This window comes from Bacillus sp. Xin1 (genome assembly GCF_013314535.1).
Classification (GTDB): Bacteria; Bacillota; Bacilli; order Bacillales; family Bacillaceae_G; genus Bacillus_A.
The window spans coordinates 1-19,894 of sequence record NZ_JABUAE010000041.1 but is presented as its reverse complement, the minus strand read 5'-3'; the positions used below and the strand labels follow the sequence as shown (position 1 = coordinate 19,894).

Sequence of the window (19,894 nt, the reverse complement as noted above, 5' to 3'; positions counted from 1 at the left end):
TCTTGAAATAATATGATTTTTTAGTGAAGGACGGGAAAAAGATGGTCAGATTTCTTGGAGTTATTATTGGTTCTATCATTATTGCAGTTGCCTTTAATCTTTTCCTTATCCCCCACAAGATTTTAAGTAGTGGAATTGGCGGAATTGCTATTATCTTAGGAATTGTAACCCCTGTAAACACAGGAATTATTAACTTTGCATTAAACTTACCTATTCTTATTTTAGGATACATAGGTCTTGGAAAAAAAGTAATTTTTAATACAGTTGTATCTGTTATCGTATTATCTGCAGCATTATACTGGATTCCAGTACAAATCGTCGCAAAAGATCCGCTTCTTTCTTCTGTATTTGGAGGCGTAATTGCAGGAGCAGGAATTGGTCTTGTCTTTAATTGTCATGGTTCTACGGGTGGATTTGATATTATCGGTATGCTATTATCTCGCAAAAGAGATATTAAACTTGGTGGTTTCCTCATTATTTTAAATACAGTCGTTGTTGTCATTGCTGGATTTTTCTTTAACTGGGATGTAGCATTAACGAGCTTACTTTCAATCTATGTAACAGGTAAAGTAATCGATGCTGTTCATACGAAACATCGTAAAGTTACACTTATGATTGTAACAAATCAAGCTGAAGAAATGAAAAAGAAACTTCTTTCAACAGTTGTACGTGGAATTACACTTCTTGATGGTGAAGGTGCATACTCAAATGAAAAAAAACGTGTGCTTATGACTGTTGTTTCACGAGAAGAGCTTGCTGGTATGAAACTAGCCATTTCTGAAATTGATCCACAAGCATTCGTCAATATTACAGAGACTGTTGAAGTATTAGGATTGTTTAGAAAAGGTTAAAAACTAGGTGGAACTCCACCTAGTTTTTTATTTATTCTCCATAAATTCTAGTCGATTCCCAAACGGATCAAAAACATAAAATCTAATTACATCTGGACGAGCATGATCATCTATGACTTGAATCCCTTGCTCGATTAAGTTTTTCTTAAATTCATCAATTCTGTGAACATAAAAAGCTGGATGCGCTTTTTTAGCCGGAGAAAAAGCTGCTTCTACCCCTATATGAATTTCTTGATTTCCACAACGAAACCAACAACCGCCACGTTTTCTTAATTCTTCAGGTTTTGGAATTTCTTCTAAACCTATTATATGTCCATAAAAAGCTCTCGCCTCTTCTTCACACCCTGCAGGTGCTGCTACTTGTACATGATCAATCCCTTGAATATAATTTATCATATGCCCCTCCCCCTTTATATTTTTATTTTATTGTATATCGCTAAAAAAATAACTTATATAAGTTTTATAAAACTCTATAAGATTTACTTAACAGCCATATACATAGGTTTGTTTTATAATGAAGAAGGTGTTTTAATGAAAGTTTATCAAAAAGAACGAAAACATATTCTATTCTGTAATTTTGTTTTTTATAGAAATATATAACATTTTTCATATATTATATTTATAACAGATTAATAAATCGGTTTTAGATGCTAGTTGCACGGAGGAAAAATTATGAGTCGCAAAAAGTTCTCATCTATTCAAAAAAATCGTCACTTGGTCATACCTCGTCGTTTACGAAATCATACACAAAATTATTCTTTAACAGAAATGTATGCATCCCTTTTCGAACATAATCCTGATAGCATTATTTCATTGAACTTACAAGGAATCATATTACACATTAATCCCTCTGCAGAAAAAATATTGGGATATACTTCAGAGGAATTAGCAGGGAAAACAATTACTTCTATTTTAGAAGCACATATTTTTGATCAAGTACTACAACAAATAAATAATACTACAGCTGATAATCAAGAAGAATACATACTTTCTATTTTGCATAAAGAGGCATATCAAATAGATGTAGTTACAAAATTAGTCCCTATTTTTATTCAAAATCAACTTTCAGGTGTATATGCAATTATGAAGCCGCTGGAAAAATCTGAAAGAATCGAAAAAATGTTAAAAGAAAGCGAAAAACGACTGCGTACATTAATGGACTCAATGCCTGCCTTTGTCATTTTTAAAGATCATGAAGGGCGCTGGCTAGAAGCAAATGATTACGCTCTTTCTTGCTTTGATTTCCAGGATGTTCCGTATCACGGAAAAAAAGATAGTGAACTTATTCAATATAATGAGGCATATCGTGAAGCGTTTTTACATTGCGAAGAAATTGATGAACTTGCATGGCAAAAAAAACAAATTATTCATGGTGAAGAATTTATCATTCATAAGGGTACATCCAATATGATCTTAGATCTTTCAAAAGTTCCACTCTTTCATCCTGATGGTTCACGAAAAGGGCTCATTGTTATGGGTAGGGATGTTACTGAACTAAAGAAAACCGAAAAATTACTACGAAAATCTGAAAAATTAGCGGTGGTTGGACAATTAACAGCAGGAATCGCTCATGAAATAAGAAATCCATTAACAGCGTTAAAAGGATTCTTAACATTATTAAAGCCTGAGATTAATGAACAAAACAAATGGTATATAGATGTGATGTTAAGTGAAATTTCACAAATGGAATCAATCACAAGCCAATTTATGGCAATGTCTAAACCACAAGTTTTATCTATCCATTCTTGTCAAATCAAAAAATTAATTGAAGAAGTTGTGACCTTCATTCTACCTACAGCAATTATGCATAGTGTACATATTATCATGGACCATTCTTCTGTTATGCCCGAAATTCAATGCGATGGAAATCAATTAAAACAAGTCTTCATTAACATTTTAAAAAATGCAATAGAAGCCATGCCCTGTGGAGGGAACATTTTCATTCAAATAAAGCAGCCGGAAAATGATTGTATTTTAATACGTATTATAGATGAGGGCTGTGGCATTCCCGAAGATCGTATTTCTCGTTTAGGAGAACCTTTTTATAGTTTAAAAGAAAAAGGAACTGGACTAGGCTTGATGATGTGCTATAAAATTATCCAAGAACATCACGGTAAGCTACAAATTTCAAGTAAATTAAATAAGGGAACAACTGTAGATATTTACTTACCTGTTTCCCCACCTCAGCATAATAACGACAGAGAAAAAGAGTAAATGCAAAACCATTTACTCTTTTTTTGCACATTCCCAACACTAAGTGCCAGGAATGTTTCTCGCTATTCCCCTCACTTTTCACCTACTACCGGAAATAATTTCGACAACGGAATCACACTACCCGTTTCATCTTTAAATACAATATGATCCCTTGTTAAATGACGTGGACTTTTCACTCCTGCTGCCGCTGATAAAGCAAATACACTATACCTCATGCCAATAATATAGTTCATCACCCGCCACTGTTTTTCATCTGGATCTAATGCTTTTTGGTAACGAGGGTTCGTCGTTGCAACACCTGAAGGACATTGTCCTGAATTACATTGAAGTGCCATGATACAGCCACTTGCCATCATAAATCCACGCGCAGAGTTAACTGCATCGGCGCCAATCGCTAAAGCTATAGCTACTTTATCAGGCGTTACTAGCTTTCCCGACGCAAAAACCTTTAATTTATCTCGGATTCCAAAGCGACAAGCTGTGTCAACAAATGTAATTAACGCCGGTATAAGGGGCATTCCCATACTGTCTGCCATCGATTTGTAAGTGGCACCAGAACCGCCTTCTGAACCATCAATTGTAATAAAGTCCGGATAAATATTCAGCTCTTTCATCGTTTGCATTAATTCTTCTAGTGGCTTTTGTTGTCCAATGACTAGTTTCATTCCAACCGGTTTACCACCTTTTTCTTGCAAATCACGAATAAACCATAGGGCATCTTTGGTATGATGTAAAAAAGCAAAACGATTTGGGGAGTTAATCGTTTCTCCCTCTTTTACTTTTCGAACAGCAGCTATTTTCTGATTCACTTTTTTCCCTTCTAGATGACCACCGCATATTTTCGCCCCTTGCCCTAATTTCAGCTCGAATGCTTTAATATTCGGTTCTTTAGCTTTAACTACGAACTCATCCATTGAAAAATTCCCCTCTTCATCACGATATCCAAATAAACCCGGACCGATTTGAGCAATAATATTTGCACCTGTTTGTATATGCTCTGGAATTACACCACCCTCACCTGTATTAATCCATGAACCCCCTGCCATTTTCGAACCATATCCTGTAGATAAAATATAATTTTCACCTATTGCACCATAAGAAGTGGCAGACGCTCCAAACATTCCATATACTTTCCATGGGTATTTACGATTCTCTCCAACTACAATTGCATCATCTTCCTCATATAGCCAAAGATTTGTTGCATCTGAAGTTAATTTTTCTTTTCTAGAAAACAAACCTTCTTTATGAATTACATATTTTTTTGCAGCCCCCTCTTCGGAGAGGTCCACATTGAGTTCTTCTGTAAGAATTGGGAATAAAGTGTTTGCAATATAATATCCAGATGCCTCAAAATCCCGCTTTGAACCAAAACCAAGAACTTCAGATCGATATTTTGCTAAAAACATTACACTTTGAAAATCATAACGTGAAAAAGGTTTTCCGTCTGTATCATTATCAAACCAATACTGCCGAAATTCAGGTCCTATCTTTTCCAGTAAAAACCGCATCCTCCCTAAGTAGGGATGAAGTTTTAAGATAGAGTGATGAGTTCGTTTCTTTATAAAAAATGTAACCATAAAAAAGGCGATAAAAAGTATTAATAACAATAGTAATATACTAATCATAACGAGTAGCGTTTCATTCACTTTCGCTCCTCCTATCAGACCATTTTCTAATATTTTTTCTTACACAATAAAAGAAGAACACCCTATGTGTTCTTCTTTTATTATTATTCATACTAATGTAGCAAGATGCTGCTTTGCATCGTATTCCTCTAAACTTTCCCCAAGCTTAACACGATGCACAAAATCCGGATTAGCAATCAATGGTCTACCAAATGCTACTACATCAATTGCTCCTTCTTGTAGTGCTTCTTCTGCCTCTTTTGGATTTAAATTCCCCACTCCTACAATTATGCCATTCCAATATTTACGAACTAACTGATGCAAGTTTTTTCCGTCAGCTATAACTTGCGTATAATTCATTGTTGAAGGGTGGATCATCGTTAGTCCTACTTCATGGAACATCTCTACGAAAGTTTGAATTGCCGCTTCAGGATCTTCCCACATATAGCTAGGGTTATCACCTTTAAATGCCGAAAAACGAATAAGCGTTTTATCTGCACCAATCGCACTTATAACAGCTTGTAATACTTCTTTCATAAACGTTAACCTTTGTTTTAAATCTCCGCCATATTGATCCTTGCGATGATTCGCAAATTCATAAGTAAATTGATCAATTAAATACCCATGTGCCCCATGAATTTCTACCCCATCGAAACCCGCTTCTATTGCATTCCTAGCAGCTTGCGCATACTGTTCGACCGTTTCTTGAATTTCTTCTATCGTCATTGCTTCTGGTGTATCAAAAGGCTTCCGATAACGAGGGACATTTCCTTGTGCTGCTATAGCTGAAGGTGCTTGTGGTGAGAATCCACCCGTTAGTTCATGATGACTCATACGCCCTACATGCCATATTTGCGCAATAATGGTTCCACCTTCATTATGTACCGCCTCTGTTACTGGCTTCCAAGACTCAATTTGGTCCCTTGTATAAAGACCTGGAACACCTGGATTCCCCTTCGCTCTCGGACTAATGACAATTCCTTCTGTAATAATAAGTCCCACGCCATCAGCCGCTCGTTTACGATAATACTCAGCCACATCACCGCCAACTACTCCCGTTTTGTCATCAGCAAAACAACGCGTCATCGGTGCCATTGCCACGCGATTACGAAGAGACCAAGTGCCAATTTGAATCGGATCAAATAACTTTGTTTCTTCCACATTTTGAAATGATCCCCAATTGTTTATATTCGTGCCTTCATATATACTTGCTGTTTTTCTCTTTGAATTTGTCATTTTGATTCCCCCTATACCTTTTATAATAAAATATTTTAAACGTAAAAATATTTCATATATGAATCATATTTTTCACAAGCTAGTACGTCAATTTATAAGCTCTTATCACATAATATTCGTATATAGAACAATAAAAAGAAACCTCTCCAAATAAGGAGAGGTTTCTTTTTTATATGCTAACCTGCTTACGAACCGTTTCTCTTGCTAACAGAAAACTCATAATCACTTGAGCAGCCACACGACTCGTCATATCACGAAAATCAAGCGTTGGATCAATTTCTACAATGTCCATACCTTGGACAAGCGGTTCTTGACCAAGCGCCGTAATCGCATCAAGCAGCGTCGTACTATCCATACCACCTGGTCCAATGGCTGGACACCCTGGTGCAAACGCTTGATCTAATACATCCATATCGACAGAAACATAAATAGCTGTAACGCCTTGTCTACGTAAAATCTCGATACTTTCTGTAATAATATCCTTTATTGCTCTCTCTCGTACATGCTTCATTGTATACACCGTCACACCGTGCTCTTTTGCATATTCATGGTACGTACGAGCATTTGAGAAATTGCGAATACCAATTTGAACAAGTTGCTTCCCTGTAATGACATCATTTTCTATTAAACTACGAAATGGCGTTCCATTCGATGGTCCCCCATCTTCTAAATTACGTAAATCATGATGTGCATCAAATTGAATAATGCCGACTTTCCCTTTACTACTTGCGAACCCACTTATACTAGGAAAGCTAATAGAATGATCTCCTCCAAGAACAATCGGTACCATTTGCGAATTTACTGTCGTCAAATGACCAAGTGTCTTGGCTATGCGAGCATGACTTTCTTTTATGTCTGTTACATGCATCGTAATATCACCGCAATCATACAGGACGCTTTCTTTCATATCATGCTCTTCTGTAATCGCATATGTGCTATATGCATCTAGCATTGCACGAATGGTTTTCGGTGCAAAACATGCACCTGAATGACTAATAGAAGGTTTAGAGAGCGGTGCACCAATTAAAGCCGATCCAAAGATTTCTTCCCCATCCCAAACTTTAATTATATCGCTCCATTTCGTTACTTCACGATCTATAAACTTTGCATTTTTCTTTAAATAGTGGCCTTGCTCCACGCTTTGTCACCTCTTGTATATGCAAGATTACCATTCTTCCATACTGTATTCACATGACTCACACCGTAATGATACGGTACATACGCATAATTATATGCATCCCATAAAACTAGGTCCGCCTTACGTCCGACGCGAATTTTCCCAGCAACATCACCGCGGTTAATTGCGTACGCTGAGTTAACTGTTACAGCGTTCCAAACTTCTTCTGGTGTCATTTTCAATTTCAACATTGCAATACTCATAATCAGCTGGATGTTTTCAGTTGGACAGCTACCTGGGTTAAAATCAGTCGCTAAAGCAACTGCTACACCTTCGTCAATCATTTTGCGCCCACGTGCAAAACTTTCTTTATTTAAATAGAAAGTTGTTCCTGGAAGTAGCGTAGCAACTGTATTTGAGTTTGCAAGCATTTCAATTCCTTTATCTGATGCTCCAACTAAATGATCGGCTGATGCTGCACCAATTTCTGCCGCTGCTTCCGCACCACCAAGTGGGTCAATTTCATCTGCATGAATTTTCACATCAAATCCAAGTTCTTTTGCTTTTAATAAAAACTCTTTCGATTCTTCTACAGAGAATACCCCTGTTTCACAGAAGATATCAACGAACTCCGCTAATTGTTTTTCTTTCATCTCTGGCAATAAATCTAGCATCCATTGTAAAAATTCTTTTGATTTTCCTTTGTATTCTTTCGGAACAGCATGTGCTCCTAAAAATGTTGAAACTAAATCAATTGCATGCTCTTTTTGAAGCTGGGCTGTCACTTCTAATTGCTTCCACTCTGTTTCATCATCTAATCCGTAGCCACTTTTCGCTTCCACTGTTGTAACTCCGAACGACAGCATGCGATCCAAATGAAACTTCGCCTTTTGCACAAGCTCTTCTTTCGATGCTTGCTTCGTTGCGTTTACAGTTGAAAGAATGCCGCCACCTTGCTCTAAAATTTCTAAATACGGTACTCCCTGTAACTTAAGAGCAATTTCATTCTCACGAGATCCACCAAATACAAGGTGTGTATGTGGGTCAACAAGACCCGGAGAAACCATCTTTCCTTCGCAATCGATAACTTCTTTTGCTTGTAAACCTTTTGCTTCTTCCGCTGTTCCAACGAAAGTAATCACGCCATCTTCAATACCGACTGCACCATTTTCGATAACAGGAAGCGTGTTCATCGCTTCCTGTCTTAACAAGCCATCTTCTTGATCCATTGTTAGCAATTGACCGATATTCGTTAGTAAAATGTCCAGCATGTTTTCTTCCTCCTTATTTCATCATTGGAATGTTAACGCCTTTTTCTTTTGCTGTTTCAACAGCTAAGTCATATCCTGCGTCAACGTGACGAACAACTCCCATACCAGGGTCAGAAGTTAATACGCGTTCAATACGTTTTCCTGCCGCTTCTGTTCCGTCTGCCACAATAACCATTCCAGCGTGAAGTGAATATCCCATACCAACTCCGCCGCCGTGGTGAACAGATACCCAACTTGCACCGTTTACACTATTAATTAATGCATTTAAAATTGGCCAATCTGCAACTGCATCACTACCATCTTTCATCGCTTCTGTTTCACGGTTTGGTGAAGCTACAGATCCACAATCTAGATGGTCACGACCGATAACGATTGGTGCTGACAATTCACCACTTGCAACCATTTCATTGATGATACGACCAAATTTTGCACGTTCACCATAACCAAGCCAACAAATACGTGATGGAAGCCCTTGGAACTCAACTTGCTGACGTGCCATACGAATCCAATTACATAAATGCTCGTTATCCGCAAACTCACGTAAAATTACTTCGTCCGTTTTATAAATATCTTCTGGGTCACCAGAAAGTGCTACCCAGCGGAATGGTCCTTTTCCTTCGCAGAATAATGGACGAATAAACGCTGGAACGAATCCTGGGAAATCAAATGCATTTTGTAATCCTTCATCGAAAGCAACTTGGCGAATATTATTACCGTAATCAAATGTAATTGCACCTTTTGCCTGCATCGTAAGCATTGCTTCTACATGTTTTTTCATACTTTCTTTTGATAATTGAACGTAGCGTTCTGGATCTTCTTCACGAAGTTTTGCCGCTTCTTCTAATGAATAACCTACTGGAACATAACCGTTTAACGGATCATGTGCAGACGTTTGATCTGTCACTAAGTCTGGTGTAATATCACGTTTTACAAGCTCTGGTAAAATTTCTGCAGCATTTCCCAATAGTCCAATTGAAATCGGCTCTTTCTTTTCTTTATATTCTTTCGCAACAGCTAGCGCCTCTTCTAGAGATTCTGTGTACATATCACAATACCTTTTTTCAATACGGCGATCGATGCTACGCTTATCTACATCAATTGCAATGACTACCCCGCCGTTCATCGTAACAGCAAGAGGTTGCGCACCACCCATACCGCCTAAACCAGCAGTAAGTGTTAATGTCCCTTTTAATGAACCATCAAAGTGTTGGCGTGCTGCTTCTCCAAATGTTTCATATGTTCCTTGTAAAATCCCTTGTGTGCCGATATAAATCCAGCTACCAGCTGTCATTTGCCCATACATCATAAGGCCCTTTTTCTCAAGCTCGCGGAAGTGATCCCAGTTCGCCCACTTCGGTACTAAGTTTGAATTTGCTAAAAGAACGCGCGGTGCATCTTCATGTGATTTAAAAATAGCAACTGGTTTCCCAGATTGAACAAGTAATGTTTCATCACTCTCTAAAGTTTTTAACGAATCAACAATTGCATGATAGCTATCCCAGTTACGAGCTGCACGGCCAATACCGCCGTAAACAACTAACTCTTCTGGTTTTTCTGCTACTTCCGGATCTAAGTTATTCATTAACATACGAAGTGCCGCTTCTTGAATCCAGCCCTTAGTTTGTAATTCTGTTCCTCTTGGCGCGCGAATTGTTTGTTTTACGTTTTCCATTTTAATCTCTCCCTTTTTCCTTTTTATAGTGTTGCATTTGCATCCAATCGTTCTAATGTAAAGCGACTTGTTTTTAACCAATGTGCAATATTTTCAATATCTGTTGAGAAAATACGATCATTTGTAATGGAAGGCACTTGCTGACGTCCTTGGTGATAAAACGCTTTCGTTACTGTACTCATCTCTTGGGTACCACGGTATTCAGCAGCTTGCATTGCGCAAATCATTTCAATTGCAAGAACACGTCTTACGTTTTGAATAATTTGATGTGCATGACGTGAAGCGATTGTTCCCATACTTACATGATCCTCTTGGTTAGCTGATGATGGGATTGAGTCAACACTTGCTGGATGCGCTAACGTTTTATTTTCTGAAACAAGTGAAGCTGCTGCGTACTGCATAATCATTGCACCAGACTGTAATCCTGGCTCTGGACTTAAAAATGGTGGTAAATCATTTAACTGCGGGTTTACAAGACGCTCGATACGACGTTCAGAGATATTTGCAAGTTCCGCCATTCCAACCTTCAAGAAGTCCATTGCAAATGCAATTGGTTGACCGTGGAAGTTCCCACCAGAAATTACTTTTTCTCCACCATCAAAAATCAGTGGGTTATCTGTTGCTGCGTTCATTTCAATTTCTAATTTTTCTTTTACGTAATTTAAAACTTGCCAAGAAGCACCATGAACCTGCGGAATACAGCGAAGTGAATATGCATCTTGTACACGCAGTTCCCCTTGCTTTGTTACAAGCTTGCTATCTTGAAGCACATCACGAATACGTTTTGCAACTTCCACTTGCTCTTTATATCCACGAGCTTTATGAACATTTTCATCAAATGCATCAATAATGCCGCGTAACCCTTCGATTGTCATGGAAGCAATTAATTCTGATTGATAAGCAATTGCCTCAGCTTCTATATAAGAGAGAATTCCTTGCGCTGTCATCGCTTGCGTACCATTGATTAATGCAAGCCCTTCTTTCGCTTCTAATTCGATTGGCTCTAAACCTTCTTCCGTAAGAGCTACCATCGCATGGACGCGTTTCCCTTTATAAAACACTTCCCCTTCCCCCAATAAAACAAGAGCAAGATGGGATAATGGAGCTAAATCACCACTCGCGCCTAATGAGCCTTGCTGCGGGATAACTGGGTGAATTTTACGATTTACAAATTCTAATAACATATTCACAACAAGTGGGCGAACACCCGATACTCCTTTTAACATCGTATTAGCGCGTAAAATTAGCATTCCACGTGACACTTCTTCAGGGAATGGATCGCCAACTCCACATGCATGTGATTGAATTAAATTATGTTGAAGTTTCTTCACATCATCCTTTTGAATAAATACATCACTAAACTTCCCAAACCCAGTTGTAATACCGTAAACAACCTTTCCATCTTCTACAATTTTTTCAACAGCTTCACGGCACTCCGCTACTTTTTGCATGCTGCTTGGACAAGCTGTTACACCTTCTCCTTCAAACAACAATCGTTTCATTTCTTCTACTGTTAATGAATGTCCTGTTAACGTAATCATCCTGTTTCCTCCTTAAAAAGAGCAAAAGGGGACCTTACATTTTTAAGACAGACTTCTGTCCCAAAAAGCAAGGCCCCCTTCTAACTAATAGACTATGGGCAAATCATATGTGATTAATTCCTAAACCAATCGCCTCATGCTCAGACCCTTTTACAGGCGCACCTATCGTTCCATAAAGAGCAACAGCAACCCATTCGCCTTCTTTCTTTCCGTCGTATGGTGTGCCGCGTACAATTGCAAACCGAAGACCTACTGTACGAAGAACGTCTGCTAACTGAATTTGACCTCTCGTTACTCCGTACAACGCTTCCATAATTGCATGATAAAGTGCATGCGTTTCTCTGTAAACGTCTGTTTCAATAACTTGGTTGCTTTTAGCCGCTGTTTCCATTGCTGCGACAACCTTTTGCGAATTCATCGAACCCACTTTCCCAGTACAACATTTCCAACCTTTTGGAATGGATAATACAGGGCTTTCATTCTCATCCGCAAGCGCCAACAACATGGCCATACGACCAATTCGATGTGTTCCTTGAAGAAGCATGTGACTCTCTCATTTCTTGTGAATTATTTGAATATTACTTAATTTAAGAATATATGAAAACGGTTAAATCGTCAATAGTTTAAATGATTATTTGAATGAATTTTTTTAATAATCTGTTACTGTTGTGTACACAATCTATTTACAGAAAATTTTTTAACATGCTATAGTCTCACTAACAGCTGTAAGGAGGACCAAAATTGGTTAAGAGAAAAGATATTCACTTTCGAATTGACGAAAGATTACTAGGAAGATTTGAAGCAGCACTTCATTATGAAGGTCTAAATAAAACAGATGTGTTAACACATGCTATTCAGCAATTTTGTGTAAAGGTGGAATCAGAAAAGATGAATGATGTAAAAAGGCAATATGCCGCTAGTATCCATCTACAAACACGGATCGATACTCATAAAAAATATGAGGAACAACGAGTAAACTTAGATGAAATTGTAATAGGCCATCTACAATTACAAGGAACAGAAAAAATATTAGAAGTTGGATGCGCTAACGGAAAATTCCTCTCACTGCTACAAAAAAACGGTCATAAGGGACATCTCACTGGTCTAGATCAATCTACAGCTATGCTACGTGAAGCTGCTTTGAATGGAGCGCAGCAACATGTAAATATTGAATGGAAACTCGGAGACGCTACCAAACTACCTTTCTCAGCTGATTCTTATGATTGGATCGTCGCAAGACATATGCTGTATCACATGACGGATGTTGAAAAAACAATTCAAGGATTCCATAAAGTGATTTTTCCTGGAGGCAGGTTCCTAGCTACAACAAATTCCAAAATTTCGTTATCCCGTATGGATGAGATGTGTAACAAAATGTTAGTCGCATTCGATTTACCCGAAAAATCACCATCAGCTTCTCCATTTTGTTTAGAAAACGGAAAACAATTACTGCAATCTGTTTTTGAAACTGTGGAGGAAACGGTTATCCATAATGCACTTTTATTTCATCATGCTACACCTATCGTTAACTATATCTCTAGCATGTTTCCATCTTTAAACATACCTGATGACATTCATCTTCATTCAGAACTAAAAGAATGGCTGACCATTGAAATAGAAAATGAATTATCTCTTCATGGCGGAGTATGGCGTGATCCAAAAACACTTGCTATTTATCGATGTACAAAACAAGCTTGAATCTACTTTAGAACAAAGTCCTTAAATTTCTTTTAGGTTGATGATATTGTGATACCCTATGAAGGAATTTTTATATAATAAACATAATATAACGATAAAAAATATAAGAGGTGAAACTATTGGCTATCAAACAAGAAGAAATTAAGCTGGTAATTGGTGCGGGGCAATATAATAATAATCCTGGCTGGTTACATACGAATGAAGAAGAATTGAATTTATTAAAACGGAAAGACTGGATAAAAAGGTTTCAACCTAATTCTTTAGCAGTAATTTTAGCGGAGCATGTATGGGAACATTTATCATATGAAGAAGGTATAGAAGCGGCGAAAGTATGTTATGAATTTTTAAAGCATGGTGGTTATATTCGATGTGCGGTTCCTGATGGATTTTTCCCAGATAAAGAATACCAAGAGGGTGTACAAGTTGGGGGGCCTGGACCTAAAGACCATCCTGCAGCTAGTCATAAAATCGTTCATAATTATGAAACTTTAAGGGAAATGTTTGAAATTGTTGGATTCGAAGTGAAGTTACTTGAATATTGTGATGAAGAGGGGAATTTTCACTCCAGTAAATGGGATGGAGCCGATGGAGTTATTTTTCGTTCAAAAAAATATGATCCACGAAATCAAGGGGATCAACTCCTTTTTCCATCATTAATTGTAGATGCGATAAAACCTTAAGTTAAATAGGTGCTTCCCTTAAAAATCTTAATCAGAGTAATGAAGCAAACCTATTCGTTTCACATATAAAAGCTAGCAAAATGCTAGCTTTTATATGAGTTTTCAGTTCCCATCTTTACATTAATCCATTTTATAAAATACTCCTCTGTTCCCCCTACTGTCGCTCCACCAGTATTCACATATGTAACTGGAAATTGTTTATACCATTCTCTTTCAGTTTCTACCAAATTTAACTGCTCTCCAAATGTACTGCGCCTTCTCGACGTATCATTCTCCTTTCTCTCCTGCAATTTCTTTTTAGAAACATCTAAATACAAAATTGCATTCGAACGACATTTTCTTAATTGATACAATTCTTCTTTTAGTTCGTGTTCCATATCCCAATCCATCCCTATCAATTTTGGAAAATGTAACGTATAAAATTCAATATCTTCTGGGCCACGATCAAATATTACAATTCCCCCTCGTGCATTCTGAAATTGTTTTATTTTTGCTTCCATAAACATTTTTTGATTTGTAATAAATCCCTCTTTTGTGTAAATATCCAAGTTTAATTTTTTTCTCTTCTCTACAATTTCATAAGAATTTTCATATATAATCTGAAAACCTCTTTGCTCTAATCCCCTTGCTAACGTTGTTTTCCCGCTTGCCATTGGTCCTTGAAGTGAAATGATATACGTCATTTTCCCCATCCTTTTTCACTAAAATCAACCTCTTTTTTTACAATAAACGGAATTTTACAAACTATCAACAAAATACTTCCTACCTTGTTTCCTATTTCCATCTAGCTTATAATAAAAAATAGAGACGATTATGGACGCCTTTTATGTAAGCTTGGAAAGCCAAGCTTACATTATTTTTTGCTTTCCCTTTCATTAAAAACAAGGTATACTAGATTAGAACATATGTTCTTAATAATTACATATAGTAAGGAGATAGAACAAATGGTATACGATACAAAAGTAATTTCTTGGAATGAATCTTTAAAACAACTACAACGTCGCTATACAAATCAACCAGTGGATCGAAAACAATTTGAAGATGTTGAACTTATGGAGTTCTTCCGCAATAACGACTACATTTCTCTTCCTACACATATTAGCGGCCTATCAACAAAACGTTTTACTTCTTACTCTATTTTCACAACTGAAGATAAAGACCGTAAAGTGGGTACACTTATCATTGAATATTTAGAAAATGATAATGATATATTACGTGTCGAACAACTATACTTCGTTTAATTCATAACGCTTGGTCAAAATGGCCAAGCGTTCTTGCTTTCTATCAATCTCACTGCTTATAATACTAGTAAAAGGAAAACTGCTACCGCAAAGGAGGTATACACTTGCTCGAAGGATGGTTTAGTTGGTTTATTGTTACTTGGACGGTTATTTTACTAGGCCTTATGTCTATCGGTGGATACTTTATGTTCCGAAAATTCTTGAAACGTCTACCAAAAGAAGACGGCATGTCTATTTTAGATTGGGAACAACACTATATCGATCAAACGCGGCATTTATGGGATGATGAGCAAAAACAATTGTTAGAAGAACTTGTAAGTCCAGTCCCTGAACTTTTCCGTGATGTCGCAAGATCGAAAATTGCTGGTAAAATTGGAGAGCTAGCGTTAAAAGAAAAAGCCTCGAAAATAACTGAAGATTTAATTATTAAAGGATATATTGTAGCAACTCCAAAACGAGATCATAAATTTTTAATTAAAAAATTACAAGAAAAGCAAATTGATTATTCCCGTTATCAATCACTTTTAGCAAAATAAAAAACCTCAAGGAGCCTTGAGGTTTTTTACGTTAACTTCATATCTTTCTCATTATAAAACCCATCTTCTTTTTCCATTTCTTTTTGTAATTTCGTAAAGGAACGGTACATCGCAATTCTCCAGGAGATAATCATTGCAAAAGCAAGTAAGAAGAACATACCACTTAGCTGCCCTAAATCAAGCGATTGACTTAAATATGTTTTAAAGACAATACGTACCACGAGCAAGCCGATTAAGATAAATACGAAAGCTTTTGAACGCTTTAAATAAATATCTTGTCCACGCACTTCAAATTTAGATGTTTTAATCAGAAAAATTGAGAAAAACAAACCTACACCAATGGCTTCTAACATTTCTGCTGGTGTTAGGCGAAATTCTGGAAAAATGTACATCAGTGCCCCTGTACTCATAAAGAATGGTGGGAGAATAATTTTCTTCAATGTTGCTGGTTTCTTTGCCGCTTTTAAACGAATAAACATCGCGCCTACAGCCATACAAACAGCAATAATACTTGATAAAAGAACTAAGTTCATACTTTCTCATCCTTTTTTGTGGCAATATGAAAATATAGTTTCATTATATGCTTTTCTGTTAGTATTTCCAACATTTTCACAGAATAATACTAAAAACCGGTGAAACCACCAAATAGGCTTGAGAAATATGCAATAATTTTTGTCATCCAATTAAAGTATAAGAAAATACCCATAACAATCATGATATATCCCCCTACTTTCACAAACGTCCCACTATGCCTTTTAATCCAAGACATTTTCGTAATAAAAAATGAAAGTATAAAAAACGGTATTGCAAATCCAAGTATATAAGCAATCATATATAACATTGCAGACTCTGGATTCGTGGTAGCCAATCCAATTACAGTTACTAAAATTGGTCCTGTACAAGGCGTCCAACCAGCCGCAAATGCTAAACCAATTAAAGTAGATCCTATATAACCACTTGGACGGTTTTTAAATGTAAACTTACGATCTTGCATTAAAAACTTCGGCTTAAATACTCCCACAATTACAAGTCCGAATACAATGATAAATATTGCTCCTAACTGCCTAATTAAGTCTTTGTAATCTTGGAAGAATGATCCAATAAAACTTGTACCAAATCCAATCGCAATAAATACGATAGAAAATCCAAATAAGAAAAACGCTGTATGTATCATACTTCTTTTGCGAAGCATTGCATTTTCTTCTTTTAATTCAGAAATCGACATTCCCGTTATGTACGATAAAAATGCTGGATAAAGCGGTAAACAACAAGGGGAAATAAATGATAAAAAACCAGCCCCAAATGCTAAAAAAATATTAATGTCTTGCATCCTTTCACTCCTCTCCTCTTCAATATTGTAGCAAAAACAACAGAAAATACTATGAACAATTCATGAATTCACTATTTACAACATTTTAATAAGAAAAATAGCTATACACCGCTATATAAATACAAATTAAAAAACCGAAAGAAAACCCATCTTTTTAGACGAGAGAGAGAGCATCCCGCCATGCATAGAAGCGGTCAGATCCCTTTCCTGCTCCATGTCAAGTAAAAAAAGAGAAAATAAGTAGCAGTCACACTTTGTTATCCATAGCCATGGCTTATACGTCGAAAAATCAAAATGAATTTATATTTTTTCTAAAACGTTTTCATTTTTCTTCTATTATAAATATATTCTGTTATTCATTAACATATCAAAGCTCTTTCCAAACAACAAATTATTTGTATACAATTTCCCTGTATACGAGACATTTCCTGTAAAAAAATATTTTTTTCAAATGATACCTTTATACAACTCATTCCTTATCTTACATTGCTTCTATAATTATAAATTTCAAGATTATGCATAAATATCATATTTTTATTATTATCCTATAAAATGTCACACTTTTCTTTCATTTGACCCTTCATTTTTAATTTTGTATACTTCCATCTAGTTATATATGTCCGTTTTGGAACAACTAAATATATAGGATGGGAGGAATTTTCATGCTTCGTTATTCTCTTTTAGTTTTATTGGGAGCATGTAGCTATGGAATTTTAGCTATCTTTGTTAAACTTGCATACGCAGAAGGATTTTCACTTGGAGAAGTAATTGGTAGTCAATATTTGTTCGGTTGGTTTATTTTGCTTGGAATTACACTCCTATTTTCTAGACACCGCGTTCCACTTAAACAAATGCTTATTTTATTTGTCGCTGGAACATCTGCAAGTTTCACAGGAATTTTTTATTACGCTTCACTGAAAACTGTACCGGCATCAATTGCTATTATCCTTTTATTCCAATTCGTTTGGGTAGGAATTATCATTGAAGCTATTGCGACAAAAACATTACCATCAAGAGAAAAAGTTATTTCTGTTGTCTTTTTGCTTGCTGGTACATTCTTATCGAGCGGATTATTAGAAAAATCAGCAGGTGATTTCGATACAACTGGAATCATATTAGGTTTACTATCTGCTGTTACCTTTGCAACCTACATTTTTGTCAGTGGTAAAGTTGCTGTTGAAGTACCATCCTTACCACGAGGCGTTCTTTTAATGACCGGTGCTTTAACTTTAGTAATGATTGTATTTCCACCAACATTTATTTTTAATGGGGCGATTTCACAAGGACTTTGGAAGTATGGTTTAGGACTCGGAACGTTTAGTATTGTTATTCCATCCATCGCCTTCACAATCGGAATCCCCAAAATCGGTTCTGGCTTAGCAACTATTCTTGGTGCAGCTGAACTACCTGTTACAACAATTATGTCTGTATTTGTATTAAAAGAAGCAGTACTTTCTTCTCAATGGCTTGGTGTGGCGCTTATTTTAGTTGGAATTGCAATTCCGCAAATTGCGTATACGATGCGCGGGCGTTATCGAAAACATCATACACATAAGAAAGTTGCTGCATAAAAGAAAAGAGGCTTCTCATTTGAGAAACCTCTTTTTTCTTATAGGTTCTTTCAAAAGCGCTAAACTCCTATATAATTGCTAATAAATATATTTTACTAAAACCACCAATTGAAATTTACCTTGAGAAAGAAGGCACATAATATAATGAAACCTATCACAAATCAATTAACAGAAAAAATAATATCTATCCGCCGTCATTTACATCAGTATCCAGAACTATCTTACGAAGAATTCGAAACAACAAAAGCGATACGTAACTGGTTAAACGATGCTAACATCACAATTATTAATTCTGATCTAAAAACTGGAGTAATTGCTGAGGTTTCTGGTAATAAAAATGGTCCAATCGTTGCGCTCCGTGCCGATATTGACGCTCTTCCTATACACGAAGAAACGAATTTATCTTACGCTTCTAAAAACTCTGGAAAAATGCATGCATGTGGACATGATTTTCACACCGCTTCCATTCTAGGTGCAGCCTACTTATTAAAGGCCAATGAATCTTCACTTAACGGTACTGTTAGGTTCATATTCCAAGCTGCTGAAGAAAGCGGGGATGGAGCACGTAAAGTAATAGAAGCAGGTCATTTACAAGATGTTCAAGCAATCTTTGGTATGCACAATAAACCGGATTTACCAGTTGGAACAATCGGTATTAAAGATGGTCCATTAATGGCTGGAGTCGACCGTTTTGAAATCGAAATTAAAGGGATCGGAACACATGCAGCTGTACCTGATGCTGGTGTTGACCCGATTGTAGCTTCATCCCAAATTGTTATGGCACTGCAAACAATTGTAAGTCGAAATATTAGTTCTTTTCATAACGCCGTCATAAGCGTAACAAATATCCATTCAGGAAATACATGGAACGTTATTCCTGAAAAAGCAACTTTAGAAGGAACTGTCCGTACATTTCAGGCAGAAACACGTACAAAAATCCCCGAATTGATGAAGCGTGTTATTAAAGGCGTCGCTGAAGCTCTTGGTGTCCAAGCAAGACTTCACTGGTATCCAGGGCCTCCTTCTGTTTATAACGATACAGACCTTACTGCATTGTCAACTCGCATCGCCGAGCAAATGAACTTGCATATTATCTCTCCAAAACCATCGATGGCTGGAGAAGATTTTTCCTTTTATCAGCAAGAAATCCCTGGTTCATTCGTCTTTATGGGAACAGCTGGTACACATGAATGGCATCATCCTGCCTTTACATTAGATGAAGAAGCATTACCTATTAGCGCACAATACTTTGCTTTATTAGCTCAAGAAGCTATTAACAAATTACGATAAATAAAAGCCGTTAAGATCATT

19 protein-coding genes are annotated in these 19,894 nt (G+C 36.7%); 8 read left to right on the top strand and 11 right to left on the bottom strand.

What is annotated here, in order from left to right; translation table 11 throughout:
• The first annotated feature begins 41 nt into the window (after nt 1-41).
• Complete coding sequence (locus tag HRG09_RS23435; protein WP_174103192.1) at nt 42-851, top strand: YitT family protein; 810 nt, start codon at nt 42-44, stop codon at nt 849-851.
• A gap of 27 nt (nt 852-878) precedes the next feature.
• Here HRG09_RS23435 and HRG09_RS23430 read toward each other — a convergent pair whose 3' ends face one another.
• Entirely contained in the window at nt 879-1,247 is a 369-nt protein-coding gene (locus HRG09_RS23430; protein WP_174103191.1) for a VOC family protein, read from the bottom strand.
• 276 nt (nt 1,248-1,523) lie between these two features.
• Here HRG09_RS23430 and HRG09_RS23425 point away from each other — a divergent pair, with 276 nt between their 5' ends.
• Nucleotides 1,524-3,065 (top strand): BA3702 family sensor histidine kinase, encoded by a 1,542-nt coding sequence (locus HRG09_RS23425; RefSeq protein ID WP_174103190.1) that lies wholly within the window; start codon nt 1,524-1,526, stop codon nt 3,063-3,065.
• A gap of 71 nt (nt 3,066-3,136) precedes the next feature.
• On the opposite strand, the gene HRG09_RS23420 is transcribed toward HRG09_RS23425, so the two are convergent.
• The 7 genes from HRG09_RS23420 to hutP form a co-directional block, all read right to left on the bottom strand.
• Nucleotides 3,137-4,711, bottom strand: a complete 1,575-nt coding sequence (locus HRG09_RS23420) for an FMN-binding glutamate synthase family protein (protein ID WP_174103189.1) — start codon at nt 4,709-4,711, stop codon at nt 3,137-3,139.
• Nucleotides 4,712-4,798: 87 nt separating this feature from the next.
• The gene (locus HRG09_RS23415; RefSeq protein ID WP_174103188.1) at nt 4,799-5,926 is read right to left on the bottom strand and encodes an alkene reductase; all 1,128 of its coding nucleotides are present in this window, start codon (nt 5,924-5,926) and stop codon (nt 4,799-4,801) included.
• A gap of 169 nt (nt 5,927-6,095) precedes the next feature.
• A complete protein-coding gene (gene hutG, locus HRG09_RS23410; protein ID WP_174103187.1) occupies nt 6,096-7,064 on the bottom strand; it encodes a formimidoylglutamase in 969 nt (322 codons plus the stop codon).
• The gene (hutI, locus tag HRG09_RS23405) at nt 7,043-8,314 is read right to left on the bottom strand and encodes an imidazolonepropionase (RefSeq protein WP_174103186.1); all 1,272 of its coding nucleotides are present in this window, start codon (nt 8,312-8,314) and stop codon (nt 7,043-7,045) included. Before hutI ends, hutG begins: the two co-directional genes overlap by 22 nt.
• A 13-nt stretch (nt 8,315-8,327) precedes the next feature.
• Nucleotides 8,328-9,986, bottom strand: a complete 1,659-nt coding sequence (hutU, locus tag HRG09_RS23400; RefSeq protein ID WP_174103185.1) for a urocanate hydratase — start codon at nt 9,984-9,986, stop codon at nt 8,328-8,330.
• Between the two features lie 23 nt (nt 9,987-10,009).
• Nucleotides 10,010-11,527: a histidine ammonia-lyase gene (gene hutH, locus HRG09_RS23395; RefSeq protein ID WP_174103184.1), complete on the bottom strand. Its 1,518-nt coding sequence runs from the start codon at nt 11,525-11,527 to the stop codon at nt 10,010-10,012.
• Nucleotides 11,528-11,630: 103 nt separating this feature from the next.
• Nucleotides 11,631-12,071: a histidine utilization transcription antiterminator HutP gene (gene hutP, locus HRG09_RS23390; RefSeq protein ID WP_098338372.1), complete on the bottom strand. Its 441-nt coding sequence runs from the start codon at nt 12,069-12,071 to the stop codon at nt 11,631-11,633.
• A 197-nt stretch (nt 12,072-12,268) separates the two neighbouring features.
• Here hutP and HRG09_RS23385 point away from each other — a divergent pair, with 197 nt between their 5' ends.
• The gene (locus HRG09_RS23385; protein ID WP_174103183.1) at nt 12,269-13,225 is read left to right on the top strand and encodes a class I SAM-dependent methyltransferase; all 957 of its coding nucleotides are present in this window, start codon (nt 12,269-12,271) and stop codon (nt 13,223-13,225) included.
• A gap of 119 nt (nt 13,226-13,344) precedes the next feature.
• Complete coding sequence (locus HRG09_RS23380) at nt 13,345-13,905, top strand: class I SAM-dependent methyltransferase (RefSeq protein WP_174103182.1); 561 nt, start codon at nt 13,345-13,347, stop codon at nt 13,903-13,905.
• Nucleotides 13,906-13,988: 83 nt separating this feature from the next.
• Here the strand turns inward: HRG09_RS23380 and HRG09_RS23375 are convergent, their stop codons facing one another.
• Entirely contained in the window at nt 13,989-14,588 is a 600-nt protein-coding gene (locus tag HRG09_RS23375) for an AAA family ATPase (RefSeq protein ID WP_174103181.1), read from the bottom strand.
• A gap of 261 nt (nt 14,589-14,849) precedes the next feature.
• On the opposite strand from HRG09_RS23375, the gene HRG09_RS23370 reads away from it, so the two are divergent.
• Nucleotides 14,850-15,146 (top strand): hypothetical protein, encoded by a 297-nt coding sequence (locus HRG09_RS23370; protein ID WP_174103180.1) that lies wholly within the window; start codon nt 14,850-14,852, stop codon nt 15,144-15,146.
• Nucleotides 15,147-15,250: 104 nt separating this feature from the next.
• Nucleotides 15,251-15,682 (top strand): DUF2621 domain-containing protein, encoded by a 432-nt coding sequence (locus HRG09_RS23365; protein ID WP_174103179.1) that lies wholly within the window; start codon nt 15,251-15,253, stop codon nt 15,680-15,682.
• A 26-nt stretch (nt 15,683-15,708) separates the two neighbouring features.
• Here HRG09_RS23365 and HRG09_RS23360 read toward each other — a convergent pair whose 3' ends face one another.
• A complete protein-coding gene (locus HRG09_RS23360; protein ID WP_174103178.1) occupies nt 15,709-16,215 on the bottom strand; it encodes a CcdC family protein in 507 nt (168 codons plus the stop codon).
• Between the two features lie 89 nt (nt 16,216-16,304).
• Nucleotides 16,305-17,012 (bottom strand): cytochrome c biogenesis CcdA family protein, encoded by a 708-nt coding sequence (locus HRG09_RS23355; protein ID WP_174103177.1) that lies wholly within the window; start codon nt 17,010-17,012, stop codon nt 16,305-16,307.
• A gap of 662 nt (nt 17,013-17,674) precedes the next feature.
• Here HRG09_RS23355 and HRG09_RS23350 point away from each other — a divergent pair.
• Both HRG09_RS23350 and HRG09_RS23345 read left to right on the top strand, forming a co-directional pair.
• Nucleotides 17,675-18,583 (top strand): EamA family transporter, encoded by a 909-nt coding sequence (locus HRG09_RS23350; protein WP_174103176.1) that lies wholly within the window; start codon nt 17,675-17,677, stop codon nt 18,581-18,583.
• 144 nt (nt 18,584-18,727) lie between these two features.
• A complete protein-coding gene (locus HRG09_RS23345) occupies nt 18,728-19,873 on the top strand; it encodes a M20 peptidase aminoacylase family protein (RefSeq protein WP_174103175.1) in 1,146 nt (381 codons plus the stop codon).
• The last annotated feature ends 21 nt before the right edge of the window (nt 19,874-19,894 follow it).